This is a genomic window from Streptomyces sp. NPDC001922, assembly GCF_042891165.1.
Lineage (GTDB): Bacteria > Actinomycetota > Actinomycetes > Streptomycetales > Streptomycetaceae > Streptomyces.
Window position 1 is genome coordinate 350,563 of sequence record NZ_JBIASV010000004.1, and the last position, 14,867, is coordinate 365,429.

A 14,867-nucleotide genomic window follows, 5' to 3' on the forward strand; every position below is an offset into this window, starting at 1 on the left:
AAGGGCTACGGGGAAGTGCGTGCCGGCACACCGCCGCCGGGGCGGATGTGCCGGACAGGGCCTGGGACCGTGCGCCTGGTCGGGTGGGGACGGGCCTGGTCAGCCGTGGTTGCCGAAGAGCGAACGGCGGAGCCGTCGCAGCGGGGCGAAGAGCGAGACCCGGGAGACCCGTGCCCCCCTGCTCGACACCGCCCGCACGTCACGGGACGCTATCTCCCGCATCAGCAGAGTGGCCTCCTCCGCCTCGCACGACGGCACGGCAGGGCCGGCCAGCACGGCGAGATGGCGGTCGAGGCGCGTACTGGACGCGCTGCTTCCGCAGCTGATGGCAGGGACTCGAGCCCTGCTGCGCATTGCTATCTGTTCCATGAGACTCCCCACCCAAACGAGGGCACCCGACCCGGGCAGGTTAACCCTACCGTCCCGTCACGTCACCCGCGCATCCGCGGGGCCCCGATTCACCTTCCCGGCAAGGGTGTTGACATTCGGAGGTGAACTGCGGTGCACCGGGGGCGCGTTGGCCGACCGGGGGTCTCGGGGGGCGCCGGCCCCGCCTCGGGGGCGCACCGATGGCGCACGCTGTGGGCGCCCGCGCCGGCGGCGGCTCCGGTCCGGCAGGCGGGGTGGGCGAGGAGGCCCCGGGAGGGGCCTCCTCCTCCGTGGGGGTGGCGGCCGGCTGTCAGGCCGCCGAGGAGAAGACGGGGAGATAGCCACCGGACTGTCCGGCGGCCTTGGGGTGGTAGGAGTTGTCGATCGGCAGGGTGACGCTGTGGATCCAGCTGTCGCTGGAGCAGATCTGGTGGCCGCTGAAGGTCCCGGTCACGTCGCCGAAGGTGAAGCCGTGGTCGGCGGCGCGCTTGGCGGTGGCGGCGTTGAGGTCGTCGGAGGCGGCGTTGAGGGCGGTCCGTTCGTTCTCGCTGAGGCCCGCGATACAGCTTCCGTTGATCTTGTACAGCCGCGGGTAGCCGAGGACGACGACCCGGGCGGCGGGGGCCTTGCCGCGGATGGCGGAGTAGACCTGGTCGAGCTTGCCGGGCAGCGTGGTGGCGACGTACTGACGCGCCTGCCGCACCCGCTGGAGACAGGTGCTCTCGGAGTTGAGCACGCAGGTGGTCATGACGTCGGCGAATCCGGCGTCGTTGCCGCCGACGCTGATGCTGACCAGCCCGGTGGCGGAGTTGAGCGGGGCGAGCTGGCCGGAGAGGACGTCACCGGTCCGCGCGCCCGAACAGGCGGTGAAGGAGAAGGACGCGGGCGCGTGGGCCGCCGCCCAGAGGGCGGGATAGGACTTGGTGCTGCGCTTGCAGTTGCCGCTGGAGCTGTCGTAACTCCCGGCGCCGACACCGGAGGAGTACGAGTCGCCGAGGGCCACGTAGCGGGGGGCGGCCTGTTCGGCGGAGTACGCCGCGCCCGCCCCGGCGAGGGCGAACGCGGCACTGAGGAGGATTGCGGACGATACGCCCGCAGACCGGGACAGTTTCATGGAACCTCCCTTAGCAGGACCTCTGCCACATCTGTCGTAGCAGCGCCCAGGCCACTCCGGAAGTGTCCATGCCAAACAAAGGTTCGGACCTTCTGCGCGGTGCGCACCCCCTGTCCCGGCCGTCTCCTCACGGACCCGGCAGGCCGGGCCAGCGGACAGCAAGCGGGGGCCGGCCGCAGGGGCCGGCCCCCGGATGGGAGCGTCGTTGCGCAGTCTCCCCGGGCGGCGGCTCCGTCGTCACGGACGCCGGAGCCGCCGCGGGGACGGTTGCCAGGGGCCGCGGTACGTCAGCCGACGTGTCCGGGCAGCGCCTCGTCCGCCGGTTCCTGCTTCGTGGCGGTGATCGCGGCCAGCGTGATGAGCAGGGCGACGACATACAGGGCGGCGGCGACGAGGAACGCCGTGGAGAAGCCCTGGGTGAGCGCGTCCCCGGCCCGGTGCACCAGGGTCAGGTCCTTGGCGGCGAGGGCCTTGTGGAGCGTCACGGCCGCGTCGGGGAGCCGGTTGTCGGCCGTGGTGGTGGCGATCGTGGCGAGGACGGCCAGGCCGAGCGCGCCGCCCACCTGCTGCACGGTGTTCAGCAGGGCGGAGGCGATGCCCGCGTCCTGCTGATCGACCCCGCTGACGGCGCCCAGGGTCATCGGAATGAACGTCAGGCCGAGGCCGACCGCGGTGACGAACATGGCCGGCATCAGCGCGGTCACATAGGAGGACCCGGGGTCCAGGGTGCTGAGCCAGAGCATGCCCGCGATGCCGATGAGCAGCCCGGGGGCGGCGATCCGGCGGGGCGCCAGCCGGCCGGCCAGCTTGGAGCCGACGGTCGCCGCCAGGACCATGCCGACGCTGAACGGCAGATAGGCGAAGCCGCTCTCGATCGGGCTGTACCCGAGGATCTGCTGCATGTACAGGGTCAGGAAGTAGAAGGTGGCGAACATGCCCGCGCCGACGAACAGCGCCATGGCGTAGCTGCCGAACCGGTTGCGGTCGCGGAACAGCCGCAGCGGCATCATCGGGTGCGCGACCCGGCGCTGCAGGGCCAGGAAGACCACGAGCAGCACGGCGGCCGCGGCGAAGCAGCCGAGGGTGCGGACGTCGCTCCAGCCGGCCTCCCCGCTGCGGGTGATGGCGTAGACGAGCGAGACCAGCCCCAGGGTGCCGGTGACCGCGCCGGGGATGTCCAGCCGCCCGGGGTTCCGCTCGCCCTCGGCGAGCGACTTGGTGCCCGCCAGGAGTGCCACGCCGATCGGGATGTTGACGAACATGACCCAGCGCCAGTCGACGTCGGTGAGCACGCCGCCGAGGAGCAGCCCGAGGGTGGACCCCATGCCCGCCATCGCGCCGTAGACGCCCATCGCCTTGTTGCGGGCCTCGCCCTCGGCGAAGTTGGTGGCGATCAGCGACAGGGCGGTCGGTGCGGTGACCGCGGCACCGATGCCCTGCAGCACCCGGGCGCCGATCAGCAGGCCCTCGTTCGGGGCCAGACCGCCGAGGAGCGAGGCGAGGGTGAAGACCGCGATGCCGAAGCGGAACATGCGGCGGCGTCCGAAGAGGTCACCGGCACGGCCGCCGATCAATAACAGCCCGCCGAAGGCCAGGGCGTAGGAATTGACCACCCAGGCCAGGTTCGACGCCGACACGTCGAGGTCGGACTGGATGCTGGGCAGCGCGATGTTGGTGATCGTGCCGTCCAGGGCGACCATGAGCTGCGCCATGGCGATGGTGAGCAGGGCCAGTCCGGAGCGCTGGACGGCCGGCGGGGCCTCGTCCGCGCCGGCCGCGGACACGGCCCCGAGGGGCTTGGACATGGGAGAACTCCTGGTGATCGAGAGCGGTTCGACGGTGCGGCCGGAGGAACGGCCGCTGGGACCGGGCCGACCGGGCGCGCGGGATCCGCACGGTCCGGCCGCCGGCCGAACGGCACGGGCCGCGGCCCGGACGTGGGGACGCGTGACCGGCGTCCCCCGCGAGAGGCCGCGGCGGAGAAACGGGGACGGGTGCCGGGCGCGGCCAGTTCATCCGTACGGCGAGTTCACCCGTACGGGCGAGGGTCCTCGGCCGGCCGCCCCTCAGACGTAGAGCTTGTCCACGAAGTCGAAGAGCTTCGCCCTGGTGCGCTCGGACTGCTGCTCCACGGTGAGGGACTCCTCGAAGCGCCCTCCGGGCTCCGGGAGTTTCTTGCCGCGGACGTAGAGGGAGCAGGCCAGGTCGGAGCAGATGTAGACCCCGACGGAGTTGCCCTCCCGGCCGGAGGGGCCCACCTTCCGGGCCGCCATCAGGGAGACGCCGTTGCCCGGGTGGGTGGTCAGGCAGAGGGAGCACATGCTGCGGTGCAGGGGCCCGCGGTGCTTGGAGGGGAAGCGGAGCGTCACGCCGATGAGCCGGCCGTCGCGCTCGACGACGATGTAGCTGCGGTCCGGCGCGGCGGGGTCCCGCCAGCCGAGGAAGTCCAGGTCCCCCCAGGGCCGTTCGGCCAGATCCCGCGGCACCGCCAGACGCTTGGCCTCTCCCTTGGAACAGTTGACGAACGAGGCGCGGATGTCCTGCTCACTCACTTCCTTCATGCGGCGGACGCTAGCAGCGCCTATGTATATTAGGCAACAACCAAGGAGCTCTAGGTTACGTCGTGGTGGAGGTGGCACATGGGTCGTGCTGGACTGACTTCCGGCCGGGTGGCGGAGGCGGCCGCGGACTTGGCGGACAAGGTCGGATTCGAGAAGATCACGGTGTCCGCGCTGGCCCGGAGTTTCGGCGTGGCCGACGCCAGCCTGTACTCGCATGTGAAGAACGTGCAGGACCTGCGGACCCGGGTCGCCGTGCTGGCCGCGTCCGAGCTGGCCGACCGCATCGCGGCGGCCGTGGCGGGCCGGGCCGGCAAGGACGCCCTGACCGCGTTCGCGCACGCCTACCGGGACTTCGCCCTCGCCCACCCGGGCCGGTACGCCGCCGCGCAGATCCAGCTCGATCCCGACGTCGCCGCGGAGTCGGCGGGGCACCGCCGGCTCGCCGAGACCACCTACGCCATGCTGCACGCCTACGAGCTGAGCGAGCCGGATCTCACGGACGCGGTGCGGCTGCTGCGCAGCGCGTTCCACGGCTTCGCCAGCTTCGAGGCCACCGGTGGATTCGGCTTCTCCCGCGACATCCAGGCCTCCTGGGAACGGGCGATCGAAGCGCTGCACGCCGCGCTGGAGCACTGGCCCGCCGCGCCGTCCGGGGACGGCGCCGCGTGAGGGACGACGGGTAGGGGCGGGTGCGGTCATGGCGCGCTCCCCGTCCTGCGGCGCGGAGCAGTGCGCGCCGCAGGACGGGGAGCGCCGTGGGCCGGGGCCGCCGTCGGGGCGACGGAGCCGGCCCCGACGCCGGGCTCAGGTGTTGGCGCCGCCGTCCACGGTGATCGAGGCGCCGGTGATCCACCGGCCGCCGGGGCCGGCCAGATGCGCCACTGTCGCGGCGATGTCCTCCGGTGTGCCGAAGTGGCCGAGGGCGGTGCGCGCCGCCTTGGCCGCGGCGTCCGGGCCGTCGGCGGGGTTGAAGTCGGTGTCGACGGGGCCCACCGAGATCACGTTGGCGGTGATGCCGCGCGGCCCCAGATCGCGGGCCAGCCCCTTGGTCATGCCGATGAGCCCCGCCTTGGTCAGCGCGTACAGGGTCAGTCCGGGGCGCGGGACCCGCTCCGCGACGCTGCTGCCGATGGTGATGATGCGTCCGCCGTCGGTCAGATGCCGGACGGCGGCCTGCGTGGCGACGACGGGGGCGCGGACGTTGACGGCCAGCAGCCGGTCCACGTCCTCCAGCGGGGTGTCCTCGATCGGGCCGCCGACGCCGGTCCCGGCGTTGTTGACCAGGATGTCCAGCCGGCCGAACTCGGCCACGGTCTGTTCGACCGCGGCGGTCACCGCGGCCGCGTCGGCGCAGTCGGCCCGTACCGCGAGCGCCCGGCGGCCCCGGGCCTTGATCCGCTCGACCACGTCGGCCGCGCTGTCGGCGCTTTCGCGGTAGGTGAGCGCGACATCGGCACCGTCGTCGGCGAGCCGCAGGGCGACTCCGCGCCCGATGCCGCGGCTGCCCCCGGTCACCAGGGCCACCTTGCCGTCGAGAGGCGTACTCATGAGCATCTCCCTTTCCGGAGCCGTTCATTGGACGGGAACAACAGGGGAACCGCGGGACCGTCGATGGCCTCTCGGGTCACACCGGGCGGGCCTTCTCGCCCACGTCGTCGGGCCGTTCCCCCGGGGGCGCCGGCGCGGGGACGGCGCCGCCCGCGGGGGCGGTCCGCCGGGGCCCGGCCCACTTGCGCATGACGGGCGTCTCCACGCCGTGGTACAGGAGGAAGGAGAGCGCCAGGCTGAGGGCGAAGGCGGCGGCGATGACGAGCAGCGCGGTGAACGGCGGCAGATGGTGGTCGAATCCGACGAGGCTGCGGACGAACAGCAGCGCGATCTCATGGATCAGATAGAAGGCGAACGAGACCTCGCCCAGCCTGCGGAACACCGGTGACCCCAGCCAGGAGGTGCGCCCGCGCGACTCGGCCACGGCCAGCGCCCCGATGAGCAGGGACATCGGAATGACCGACACCGCGTCGAGGGTGTAGTAGAAGGGCACGAACAGCCCCACGACATAGCCGACGGCGGTCAGCGCCACGGCCTGTGCCACGCCCGGACCGGTCCACCGGCCGGAGAGCACGATGCGGGCGATCAGAATGCCGAGCACGAAGTCCAGCAGCCGGACCGGCGGGAAGGTGAGGAGGAACCAGAAGGGGTACATCGACACCCCTTCCAGCATGGTTCCGTCGAAGTCGTCCGGGAACCGCGGGGTGCTGGGCAGCAGTTGGGCCACCGTGGGCAGCACCATGATCACGGCGATGGCGCCGCCGACCCACCACCAGAGCCGGGCCACGGGGATCTTCTTCACCAGCGGCAGCAGCAGCGGGAACAGCAGGTAGAAGAGCAGGTCGCAGGAGAGGGACCAGCTCGGGCCGTTGCCCCCGCCCGGGGCCGGCCGCCAGGCGTGCAGCAGCAGGACGTTCAGCACGGCGCTCACCGGCGGGGTGGAGGCGGCGGCGAAGAGGGCCATGGCCAGCGCGAAGGTGACCAGGTGGTTCGGGTACATCTTGAACATGCGGCGGCGCAGGAATCCGCCGTAGGTCTCCCCAGGCCTGGCCGACCAGGTGAGCACGAACCCGCTGAGGATGAAGAAGAACGTCACCCCGGCGGTGCCGGCGCTCTCGGTGGCGAAGTGGAACGCTTCCCCGACTCCGGTGTCCGGAGCGACGAAGTTGAACGTCGCGGCGTGGCACAGGAAGACCACCAGGGCCGCGACAAAGCGCATTCCGGTGATCGTGTCCAGCCGGCCACGGCGCACGAGACCCGCATTACCGTCCATGTGGCTTCCTCGTCGATACGCTCATCCGGGCGGCGCAGGGCCCGTTCTCCGTACTCCTGGGCCGTGGCACGCTGCTGTACGAAACGGTGGGACTGCCCGGAGGGACCTGTGGGCCCCGGCACGGCGCCGCCCCGTGGTTCCCGGCGGGTCCCCCGCGCTGTGCGGCGGGTCGCCGGGAGGTGGAGCGGACCGTCGCCGAACGTCCCCCGGTGGCGCGGCGCCCTGTGCGGAAGGGGCCGCGGCGGGCCTGATCTTTGCAGAAGACGGCGCACCGGTGTAGGTGCCGGGATGGCCCGTGGCGGACGTGGCCGCGGGCGGTCAACGGTCCGCGCCCGTACCGGTCCGACACGGTCCGCTCCGGTCCGGTCCGGTCCGCTCCAGTCCACTCCGGTCCGGTCACAGCGATCGGGCGATGACGATCCGCTGGATCTGGTTCGTCCCCTCGATGATCTGGAGCAGTTTGGCCTCCCGCATCCACCGCTCCACGGGGTGGTCCTCGACGCAGCCGTACGCCCCCAGGGCCTGGACGGCGTCGGTGGTGACGCGCATGGCGGTGTCGGTGGCGAAGAGCTTGGCGCGGGCCGCCGCGGCGGTGACCCGGGAGGCGTCCTCCCCCGCGTCCAGGCAGCGGGCGGCCTCGCGGAGGAGCGCGCGGGCGGCGGCGACCTGGGTGGACATGTCGGCCAGTTGGAAGGCGAGCCCCTGGAAGTCGGCCACCGGGCGGCCGAACTGGCGGCGGCTGTGGGTGTAGGCCACCGCGTGGTCGAGCGCGGCACCGGCCAGGCCGACGGCGCAGGCGGCGATGCCCAGCCGGCCGCGGTCGAAGAGGCCGGAGGCGATCAGGAAGCCCTTGCCGGGGCGGCCGACGAGCCGGTCGGCGGGGACCCGGGCGCCGTCCAGGACGACGGGGGCGGTGGGCGAGGAGCGGACACCCATCTTCCGCTCCGGCCGGCCGACGGAGAGGCCCGGGGTCCCGGCGTCGGCGAGGAGCAGGGACAGCCCGCGGACACCCGGGCCGCCGGTGCGGCAGAAGAGGTTGTAGTAGTCGGCCTGCCCGGCGTGGCTGGTCCACGCCTTGGTGCCGGTGACCGCGTAGTGGTCGCCGTCCCGGACGGCGGTGCTGCCCAGGGCGGAGATGTCGGAACCGGCCTCGGGTTCGGAGATGCAGTTGGCGCCGAGCTGTTCGCCGCCGAGCATGCCGGGCAGCAGCCGGGCCCGCTGCTCCTCGCTGCCGTGGGCGGCCAGCCCGTAGCAGGACAGCACATGGATGTTGACCGACTGGGCGACGCACAGCCAGCGGCGGGCCAGGATCTCCAGCACGGTGAGGTACGCCTCGTACGACCGGCCTCCGCCACCGTACGCGACGGGATACGGCAGGCCGAGGAGTCCGGCCTTGCCGAGGGTGCGCAGGAGCTCGCGGGGGAACTCGGCGCGTGCCTCGAAGTCGGCTGCGCGAGGGGCGAGTTCGCGGTCCGCGAGCTCTTCGGCCAGCGCGAAGAGCTCACCGTCCCGGTCGGTGCGTTCCGGCCGGGGCGCTGCCTCGCGGGTGCCGCCCGGCCCGGTGCCGTGGGATCCGGTGCCGTGCGGTCCGGTGCCGTGGGATCCGGTGCCGTGGGATCCGGTGCCGTGCCGCCCCGTGCCCTCCGGCCCGGTGCGGGCCGTGGCGGTGTCCGGTGCCGGCGGGGGTGCCGGTACTGCCGGTCGTGTCATGTGGTCGGTCCTCCGCGAGATGAAGGGGTCGGGGACGGCCGCGTCCGGACGGGGCGGCAGCGGTCAGCCGCGCCACTCGGCGGCCTCGGGCCAGGCGCGGGCCACCCGGCGGACGGCGTGGTCCCAGTACGAGCGGACGGAGAGGTCGGCGTAGATGAAGTCCCGCTTGAGCCGGACGTCCGACGCCGTGGAGACGGTGTACGGGCGCCCGCTCTGCTCCGCCAGGAGCTGGAGCCGGCAGGCGCGTTCCAGGACCTGGGCGAAGACGGCGGCGTGCCGGACGCTGCGGCCCACGATCACGCCGCCGTGGTTGCGCAGCAGGACCCCGGCGCCGTCGCCGAGCTGCTGGGCGATGGCCTCGCCGGTGGCCTGGTCGAGCACGGTGTTGCTGGTGTCGGTGAACAGCCCGAGGCGGCCGGTGAAGTGCGCTCCGTCGTGCGAGACGGGCCGGATCTCCAGATCCGTCGCCCCGAACACCAGGGTGTGCGGGGCGTGGCTGTGCACGATCCCGCCCACGTCCGGGCGGGCCCGGTAGATGGCCTGGTGGAGCGGGAGTTCGGGGGGTGCGAGGGGGTCGGTGGGGTCGTCGGCCCGGACGGAGGCGGCCACCACCTGGCCGGGGGTGGCCTCGTCGAAGCCGCACAGGGCGTTCTTGATGAAGAAGGTGTCCCGGCCGGGCAGCCGCGCCGAGATCTGGCCCTGGTTGAAGTCGTCGTGACCGTCCATGGACAGCATCCGGGCGCCCAGGGCGAGCTGGGCGCCCAGCCGTGCGGGCACCCGGTCACCGGGCCGGAACGAAACGGTCATGCGCGCTGCCCTCCGTTCGGCCCGCTCCGGGGTGCCGGGCGGTCCGTCGTGTTCCACAGGTCGTCGAAGACGGTGTGCACGGGGTACTCGCCGGGGGCCCGGCCGACGCACCAGCGGGCGACGGCGACCGCACCGGCCGCCGCGGCGCCGAGTGAGTGCACCTCGTGCCGGACGGTGAGCGTCTGCGCGGCCCAGGCCAGGCGGATCTCGTGGTCGCTGACCGGGGGCCCGGCGCGCAGGGAGGCGACATCGGACGGTTCGCGGCCGGTGCGGTCCCGCCAGCGGCCGGCGAGCGCCGCGGCGGTCGCGCTGGGCCGGTGGGCCTTGGCCGCCGGATGGCGTTCGAGGACGGCCGCCTCGGGCACGGCGCCGGTGACTCCGGCCCGTTCCATGGCGGTCAGCAGCCCGGCGAGGTGGTCCAGTGCGCGGGTCTGGAGGTAGTTGCCCAGGGAGAGGTTGGTGGCGCGGACGACGGCCGTGTCCCGGGCCAGCTCCGCCATCCGCACCAGGTGATCCGGGGCGAGGCCGGACACGCACTCCACGAGCGGCACCCGCAGCCGGGCGCACAGGTCCAGCACCCGGCCGACGGCCGCGGGCGCGCCGCAGTCGACGACGACGTCCGGGAGCGGCCCGCCGCCGGCCCAGGCCTCGGGCCGCCGGGGGTTCAACTCGCGGACTTTCAGGTCTTCTTCGGCGCAGCGGCGGGCGACGGCGCCGCCGAGCCGGCCCCGGCCGACGACGCCGACGACCCCGGCGCGCGGGACCGTGCGGGGTTCAGGCACGGGCCGCTTCCTCGAGGTGTTCCCCGACGAGGGCCACGATGCCGTCCACGGTCTCGTAGCTCTCGTTCTCCTCCTCGGGGTCCAGATAGACGCCGAGTTCGTTCTCCAGGGCGTCGATCATGCGGATGTAGGAGAGGGAGGAGTAGCTGACTCCGGAGAGGGACCAGCCGGTGGCGGCCAGTTCGGCCTCCGTGAGGTCGCCCTCGGCACAGTCGAGCACGATACGGACGACGCGGGCGCGGAGCGCGTCCGACGCGGGAACCGACATGGGGCTGTCTCCTTCGGGGTGTGTCACACGGTTTCCTTGGGTGCCTCGGGGGCCGAGCGGGGCGTGGGGCCGGGGCCTTCGACGACCGTCCGGGGTCCGGGTGCGTCGAACAGCCGGCGCAGCTCCGCCATGGCGGGTTTGCCGGTGGTGCCCCGGGGGATCTCCGGCACGACGCGGAGCAGGCTGGGCACCTTGTGGGCGGCGAGCCGTTCGGCGGTGTGCCGGCGCGGTCCGGCGGGGTCGAGCGCGGGGTCCGCGGCGAGGACGGCGCCGAGGGCCGGGCCGCCGTGCCGGTCGGTCACCTCCAGCACCACGGCGTCCCGGACGCCCGCGGCGCCGCGCAGCACCTCGGCGACCTCGACGGCGTCGATCTTGCGTCCGCCGACATTGATCACCTGGCTGGTGCGTCCGGTGAGGACCAGGCTGCCGTCGTAGAGGTAGCCGAGGTCACCGGTGCGGTAGTAGCCGTCGGCGGTGGTCCTGCTCTCCAGCGCGCCGGGCGCGTTGAGATAGCGGGTGCCCATGGACTCGCTGCGGACCTCGACCGGGGCGGCGGTGCCCACCGTGCCGGCCCGCAGCGACACCCCGGGCAGCGGCCGGCCGAGTCCCGGGTCCCGCAGCGGGTCGGGGGCGAAGGTGAGCGGTCCGGCCTCCGCGGCGCCGAAGTAGTTCTGCACCGGCACCCCGGTCAGTGTGGTGAACCGCTCCTTGGTCTCCGGGCCCAGCGGCGCCGCCGAGGAGATCGCCATCCGCAGGTCGCGGAAGGCGGCCCGGTCGGGGGCGCGCCGCACCAGCGACTCGTAGAGCGCGGGGAAGCCGACGAGCCGGGTGGCCCGGCTCTGCTCCAGCATCCGGACGACCCGCCCGGCGGTGGGCAGTCCGGCGGCGAGGTGCAGTTCGGCGCCGGTGAGGAAGGCCGGGAGCAGCGAGGTGTTGAAGGCCAGCCCGTTGGAGAGCGAGGCGAAGCAGGCGATCCGGTCGGCCGAGGTGAGGCCGGTGCCGGACACCCAGTTCTGGGCGGCCCGGTGGACCGCGTGCGCGGAGAACTCGATGCAGTGCGGCCGGCCGGTGGATCCGGAGGTGAAGCGGCACACCTCGGTGGTGGGGTGGAGTGGGGGGCGGTCCGGCCGGGCGGGGAGCGCGGTGAGCGCGAGCGGTCCCACGCTGCCGTGCCGTACGCCCCCCGCGGGTACGGCCGGGGTGTCCGCGTCGTGCAGCAGCAGGTCCAGTCCGCAGTCCTCGGCGATGGCCTCGGTCTCCTGCGGCCCCGCGGCGCGGTCGATGAGGAACGGCACCCAGCCCGCGCGCAGGACGGCGAGGTAGGCCACCACATAGGCGGCGGAGTTGGCGGCCCGGATGCCGGCCCGCGGCCGGTCGTCGTTGGGAGGTTCTCCGTCGGCGGGCGGCCGGCCGGTGCCGGGCGCGGCGCGGTCCGGGGCGGCGGGCCGCACCACGGAACCGGTACCGCGCGCGGCGAGGTCCAGTGCCGTGGCGGCACTCCGCTCGTACAGCTCCCGGTAGCCGAGCGTGGTGTCGCGGTCGACGACCGCGGTGCGCTCGCCGTGTGCGAGCAGGACACCGGAGATGAGGTCACTGAGCACGCTGCTACCTCTCGTTGTGGGCGTAGGCCCGGTTCAGCCGGTCGAGCTTCACGGCGGACGCCCCGGGGACGCCGAGCATCGCCACGTAGAGCACCTCGTGACGCTCCGGCAGCGCGGCGAGCGTCCGCCAGCGGTCGGCGTCGAAGCCCCCGACGGTGGTGATCGCGACGTCGGCGCGGGCCGCCCCGAGGCAGAGGAGCTGGGCGAGGGCCCCGGCCCGCAGCAGGGCCTCGTCGACCCCGGCCGCACCCGGCCGGAAGATCTCCTGGCCGGGGGCGTGGAAGAGCACCACGGCCGCGGCGTGCCGGAGGTGTTCCTGGCCCATGCAGATCCGCACCACCTCGTCGTCGTCGGGGGCGGGCGCGGTGGGTCCGTCCGCGGGTCCGGTGCCGTACAGCGGGTGGCTGCCGGGGGTGCGGCCGGTCACCCGCCGGACGACGAGGGTGGCGCCCAGGCCCGTGTCGGCGGGCAGGTCGGTGGTCAGCGGGGTGCGCAGCGCGGCGAGCACCCGGTCCAGACCGGCGCCGGACAGCGGGGCCTCGGCGAAGTCCTTGGTGGAGCGGCGCCGGGCGGCCAGCTCGGTGAGCGAGACGCCGCCGGGGAAGGCGGGGGCGCCGGGCAGCGGCGCCATGGCCGGGAAGAGCGGCCGGTGCCCGGCGGCGGCCGGGGCGCGGGCGGGGAGCGCGCGCCGGTACTCGGTGAGCGCCCGCCGGCACTCGGTCTCGGGCCAGACGGCGGCCCGCCCGGCGGGGACACCGCCCCGGTCGTCCGCACAGCTCCAGTCCCGGCCGCCCCGGGGGCTCCCGGCGCGGGCCCGCAGGATCAGCGCGCTGTGCACGAAGCGGCAGTTGAGGTCGAGTTCGAGCAGTTCGGCCAGGGGCTCCGGGGCGAGCCGGGTGCGCAGTTCGGCGCGCCGGTGGGAGTCCTCGGCCAGGCAGAGCAGATGGGTCGCCAGGTGGGCGGTGTCCAGCTGGGCGTAGAGATAGCCGCGGTCGCCGTACTTCCGCATCGACAGCCAGGGCCGGACGACGTTGAGCACCAGGGACTCGTCCGTTCCCGGAACGCCGAGCCCGCTGTCCTCCAGGGCGCGGGCGGTCCGGGCGCCGGTGCGCAGCAGCCGGCAGGCGCGCCGGGCCACGTCCAGCGCGTACACGGCCGGGCCGTCGGGGCCGGGGACGACGGCGCAGTGCTCGTACGGATAGAGGGCCCCGGCGGAGGGGGCGGAGGGGCCGCCGGTCGGCGAGCCGTCCGCGGCGGTCTCGAACAGGGCCAGGACGGCACGCAGTTCGGCGGGCACCGGTATCCGGGGCGGCCGGGCCGTGGGAGCGGCGCAGAGCGTCATCCGCTTCCAGAGGAGCGCGGCACCGTCCGTGGGGCCGGCGGTGGCCCGCTCCGTGCCCGGATCCTCGGCGCCCGGCGCGCCGGGCCCGTAACCTAGGACAGACAGGGATTCCTTCACCGGGCCACTCCTTATCGTCCGGCTTCGGAGCGCCATCGGTGTGAGAGCATTCGTTCGCCACCCATGAAATTGCTCGCAGAAGTGCAGAGTTTTCTGGTCATCGACTTGATCCCTTCAGGGGATACGGATAAGCCGAACGGAACACGGAGTTCTCGGGGCCCCGCGGAACCAGAGGTGAGCCTTTCAGAGCCGAACTCCGAGGTACAGACGTATTGTTGGCCCGTGGCGGTCGCGGCCGACAACGGACACGACGATGAACCGGGGGGACATTCCGTGATCTTGGAGCCCGCACCATCGCATGAGGAAAGCTCACTGCACACGCTGGCCCGGCTCCTGGAACAACAAGAAAAGGCCCTGGAGACGGCCTCCGTCCACGCGCGGTATCTGCAGGAGCAGATAGCGGCGCTCTCCCTGTACAGCTCCGGTGCGGATCCGGGCGTCTCGGGTGTGGAGGACGTCACCGATCCGGAGCGGGCCCGCGCTCTGCTGAACTCGGTGGCCGTGCTGGCCCGTCGGCAGATCCTGGTGATCCAGCCCTCGGTCCTCGCCCGGCAGCTGATCGCCGACTGGATGAGCCGTGACGGCTGTTGCGGCCGGGAGGCGGGCGTGACGATCCGCACCATTCACCAGAGCTCCGCCCTGCACAGCGCCCGCACCACCGCCTACCTGGAGAAACTCTCCTGTCTCGGGGTCCGGGTGCGGGTGGCGCCGTTATTGCCGTTCCGCCTCATCGTGGTGGACGAGGCCCTGGCCCTGGTGTGTCCGCCGGGCAAGCTGCTGCTGGTCCGGCACCCGGCCCTGGTGCGCCTGCTGGGGCGGGTCTTCGAGTTCTGCTGGGACGGCGCCCGGGACATCGCGCGCCCCGCGCCCGCGCCGGACGCGACGGCGGGCACCGTGGCCTGCCGGGGCCCGGCGGACCGCTCCCCGCGGCTGACCGAACAGCAGCTGGTGATCCTCAAGTTGTGGGCACGGGGCCGCCAGGACGCGGCCATCGCCCGGGAACTGCGCGTCTCGCCGCGCACCCTGCGCCGCATGGTGTCCGCGCTGCTGCGCCGGCTCGGGGTAAGCAGCCGCTTCGAGGCCGGCGTGGTGGCCGCCCGCACCTGCGGCCTGCTGGACTCCCCCGACCCGCCCGCAGACGGTGCCGAGGAAGGACCCGGCGAGCCGGTGCAGGCCGGGACACCGGGCGAGGCATGACACGTCCGCCGCCGCACTGTCCGCCGACGGCCACGGCCGCCACGGGCCAACCGGGGCTCTACACGGGCGGGACCGGCTCTGCCACGATCTGGTCCTGACCGCGGCCTGCCACCACCGGCGCCGCACACCGGGGTGACCCTGCCGTCCCCCGCACCTCCCCAGCACCGCCGAATCGAGG

14 protein-coding genes are annotated in these 14,867 nt (G+C 73.6%); 2 read left to right on the plus strand and 12 right to left on the minus strand.

Annotation, left to right across the window (positions count from 1 at the left end; genetic code table 11):
* Positions 1-99: 99 nt before the first annotated feature.
* The 4 genes from ACFYYR_RS09355 to ACFYYR_RS09370 all read right to left on the minus strand — a co-directional run bounded on the left by ACFYYR_RS09355 (position 100) and on the right by ACFYYR_RS09370 (position 4,044).
* On the minus strand, positions 100-369 hold the full coding sequence (locus ACFYYR_RS09355; RefSeq protein ID WP_388848960.1) for a hypothetical protein: 270 nt from the start codon (positions 367-369) through the stop codon (positions 100-102).
* Between the two features lie 310 nt (positions 370-679).
* Positions 680-1,483, minus strand: a complete 804-nt coding sequence (locus ACFYYR_RS09360) for an SGNH/GDSL hydrolase family protein (protein ID WP_388848963.1) — start codon at positions 1,481-1,483, stop codon at positions 680-682.
* A gap of 287 nt (positions 1,484-1,770) precedes the next feature.
* Entirely contained in the window at positions 1,771-3,288 is a 1,518-nt protein-coding gene (locus tag ACFYYR_RS09365; protein WP_388848966.1) for an MFS transporter, read from the minus strand.
* A gap of 261 nt (positions 3,289-3,549) precedes the next feature.
* On the minus strand, positions 3,550-4,044 hold the full coding sequence (locus tag ACFYYR_RS09370; protein ID WP_388848969.1) for an FBP domain-containing protein: 495 nt from the start codon (positions 4,042-4,044) through the stop codon (positions 3,550-3,552).
* Between the two features lie 78 nt (positions 4,045-4,122).
* Here ACFYYR_RS09370 and ACFYYR_RS09375 point away from each other — a divergent pair, with 78 nt between their 5' ends.
* Positions 4,123-4,713: a TetR/AcrR family transcriptional regulator gene (locus ACFYYR_RS09375; protein WP_388848972.1), complete on the plus strand. Its 591-nt coding sequence runs from the start codon at positions 4,123-4,125 to the stop codon at positions 4,711-4,713.
* Positions 4,714-4,848: 135 nt separating this feature from the next.
* Here ACFYYR_RS09375 and ACFYYR_RS09380 read toward each other — a convergent pair whose 3' ends face one another.
* From ACFYYR_RS09380 to ACFYYR_RS09415, 8 genes are all read right to left on the minus strand, one after another.
* Complete coding sequence (locus tag ACFYYR_RS09380) at positions 4,849-5,592, minus strand: SDR family NAD(P)-dependent oxidoreductase (RefSeq protein WP_388848975.1); 744 nt, start codon at positions 5,590-5,592, stop codon at positions 4,849-4,851.
* Between the two features lie 76 nt (positions 5,593-5,668).
* Positions 5,669-6,865, minus strand: a complete 1,197-nt coding sequence (locus ACFYYR_RS09385) for an acyltransferase family protein (RefSeq protein WP_388848978.1) — start codon at positions 6,863-6,865, stop codon at positions 5,669-5,671.
* Positions 6,866-7,261: 396 nt separating this feature from the next.
* Positions 7,262-8,575, minus strand: a complete 1,314-nt coding sequence (locus ACFYYR_RS09390; RefSeq protein ID WP_388848981.1) for an acyl-CoA dehydrogenase family protein — start codon at positions 8,573-8,575, stop codon at positions 7,262-7,264.
* 63 nt (positions 8,576-8,638) lie between these two features.
* Positions 8,639-9,382 (minus strand): class II aldolase/adducin family protein, encoded by a 744-nt coding sequence (locus ACFYYR_RS09395; RefSeq protein WP_388848984.1) that lies wholly within the window; start codon positions 9,380-9,382, stop codon positions 8,639-8,641.
* Positions 9,379-10,164, minus strand: coding sequence for a dihydrodipicolinate reductase C-terminal domain-containing protein (locus ACFYYR_RS09400; protein ID WP_388848987.1), 786 nt, complete (start codon positions 10,162-10,164; stop codon positions 9,379-9,381). Before ACFYYR_RS09400 ends, ACFYYR_RS09395 begins: the two co-directional genes overlap by 4 nt.
* Positions 10,157-10,432 carry a hypothetical protein gene (locus ACFYYR_RS09405; protein ID WP_388848990.1) on the minus strand — a complete coding sequence of 92 codons (276 nt, stop codon included), beginning with the start codon at positions 10,430-10,432 and terminating at the stop codon, positions 10,157-10,159. Before ACFYYR_RS09405 ends, ACFYYR_RS09400 begins: the two co-directional genes overlap by 8 nt.
* A 23-nt stretch (positions 10,433-10,455) precedes the next feature.
* Positions 10,456-12,033 (minus strand): class I adenylate-forming enzyme family protein, encoded by a 1,578-nt coding sequence (locus ACFYYR_RS09410; protein WP_388848993.1) that lies wholly within the window; start codon positions 12,031-12,033, stop codon positions 10,456-10,458.
* A gap of 4 nt (positions 12,034-12,037) precedes the next feature.
* The gene (locus tag ACFYYR_RS09415; RefSeq protein ID WP_388848996.1) at positions 12,038-13,492 is read right to left on the minus strand and encodes a nitroreductase family protein; all 1,455 of its coding nucleotides are present in this window, start codon (positions 13,490-13,492) and stop codon (positions 12,038-12,040) included.
* A 273-nt stretch (positions 13,493-13,765) separates the two neighbouring features.
* Here ACFYYR_RS09415 and ACFYYR_RS09420 point away from each other — a divergent pair, with 273 nt between their 5' ends.
* Positions 13,766-14,689, plus strand: coding sequence for a LuxR C-terminal-related transcriptional regulator (locus tag ACFYYR_RS09420; RefSeq protein WP_388848999.1), 924 nt, complete (start codon positions 13,766-13,768; stop codon positions 14,687-14,689).
* Positions 14,690-14,867: the final 178 nt, after the last annotated feature.

Coding starts and splice junctions, on each gene's coding strand:
- ACFYYR_RS09380 (WP_388848975.1), bottom strand. CDS start 5,592: ATGAGTACGCCTCTCGACGGCAAGGTGGCCCTGGTGACCGGGGGCAGC.
- ACFYYR_RS09405 (WP_388848990.1), bottom strand. CDS start 10,432: ATGTCGGTTCCCGCGTCGGACGCGCTCCGCGCCCGCGTCGTCCGTATC.
- ACFYYR_RS09355 (WP_388848960.1), bottom strand. CDS start 369: ATGGAACAGATAGCAATGCGCAGCAGGGCTCGAGTCCCTGCCATCAGC.
- ACFYYR_RS09360 (WP_388848963.1), bottom strand. CDS start 1,483: ATGAAACTGTCCCGGTCTGCGGGCGTATCGTCCGCAATCCTCCTCAGT.
- ACFYYR_RS09375 (WP_388848972.1), top strand. CDS start 4,123: ATGGGTCGTGCTGGACTGACTTCCGGCCGGGTGGCGGAGGCGGCCGCG.
- ACFYYR_RS09395 (WP_388848984.1), bottom strand. CDS start 9,382: ATGACCGTTTCGTTCCGGCCCGGTGACCGGGTGCCCGCACGGCTGGGC.
- ACFYYR_RS09370 (WP_388848969.1), bottom strand. CDS start 4,044: ATGAAGGAAGTGAGTGAGCAGGACATCCGCGCCTCGTTCGTCAACTGT.
- ACFYYR_RS09385 (WP_388848978.1), bottom strand. CDS start 6,865: ATGGACGGTAATGCGGGTCTCGTGCGCCGTGGCCGGCTGGACACGATC.
- ACFYYR_RS09365 (WP_388848966.1), bottom strand. CDS start 3,288: ATGTCCAAGCCCCTCGGGGCCGTGTCCGCGGCCGGCGCGGACGAGGCC.
- ACFYYR_RS09390 (WP_388848981.1), bottom strand. CDS start 8,575: ATGACACGACCGGCAGTACCGGCACCCCCGCCGGCACCGGACACCGCC.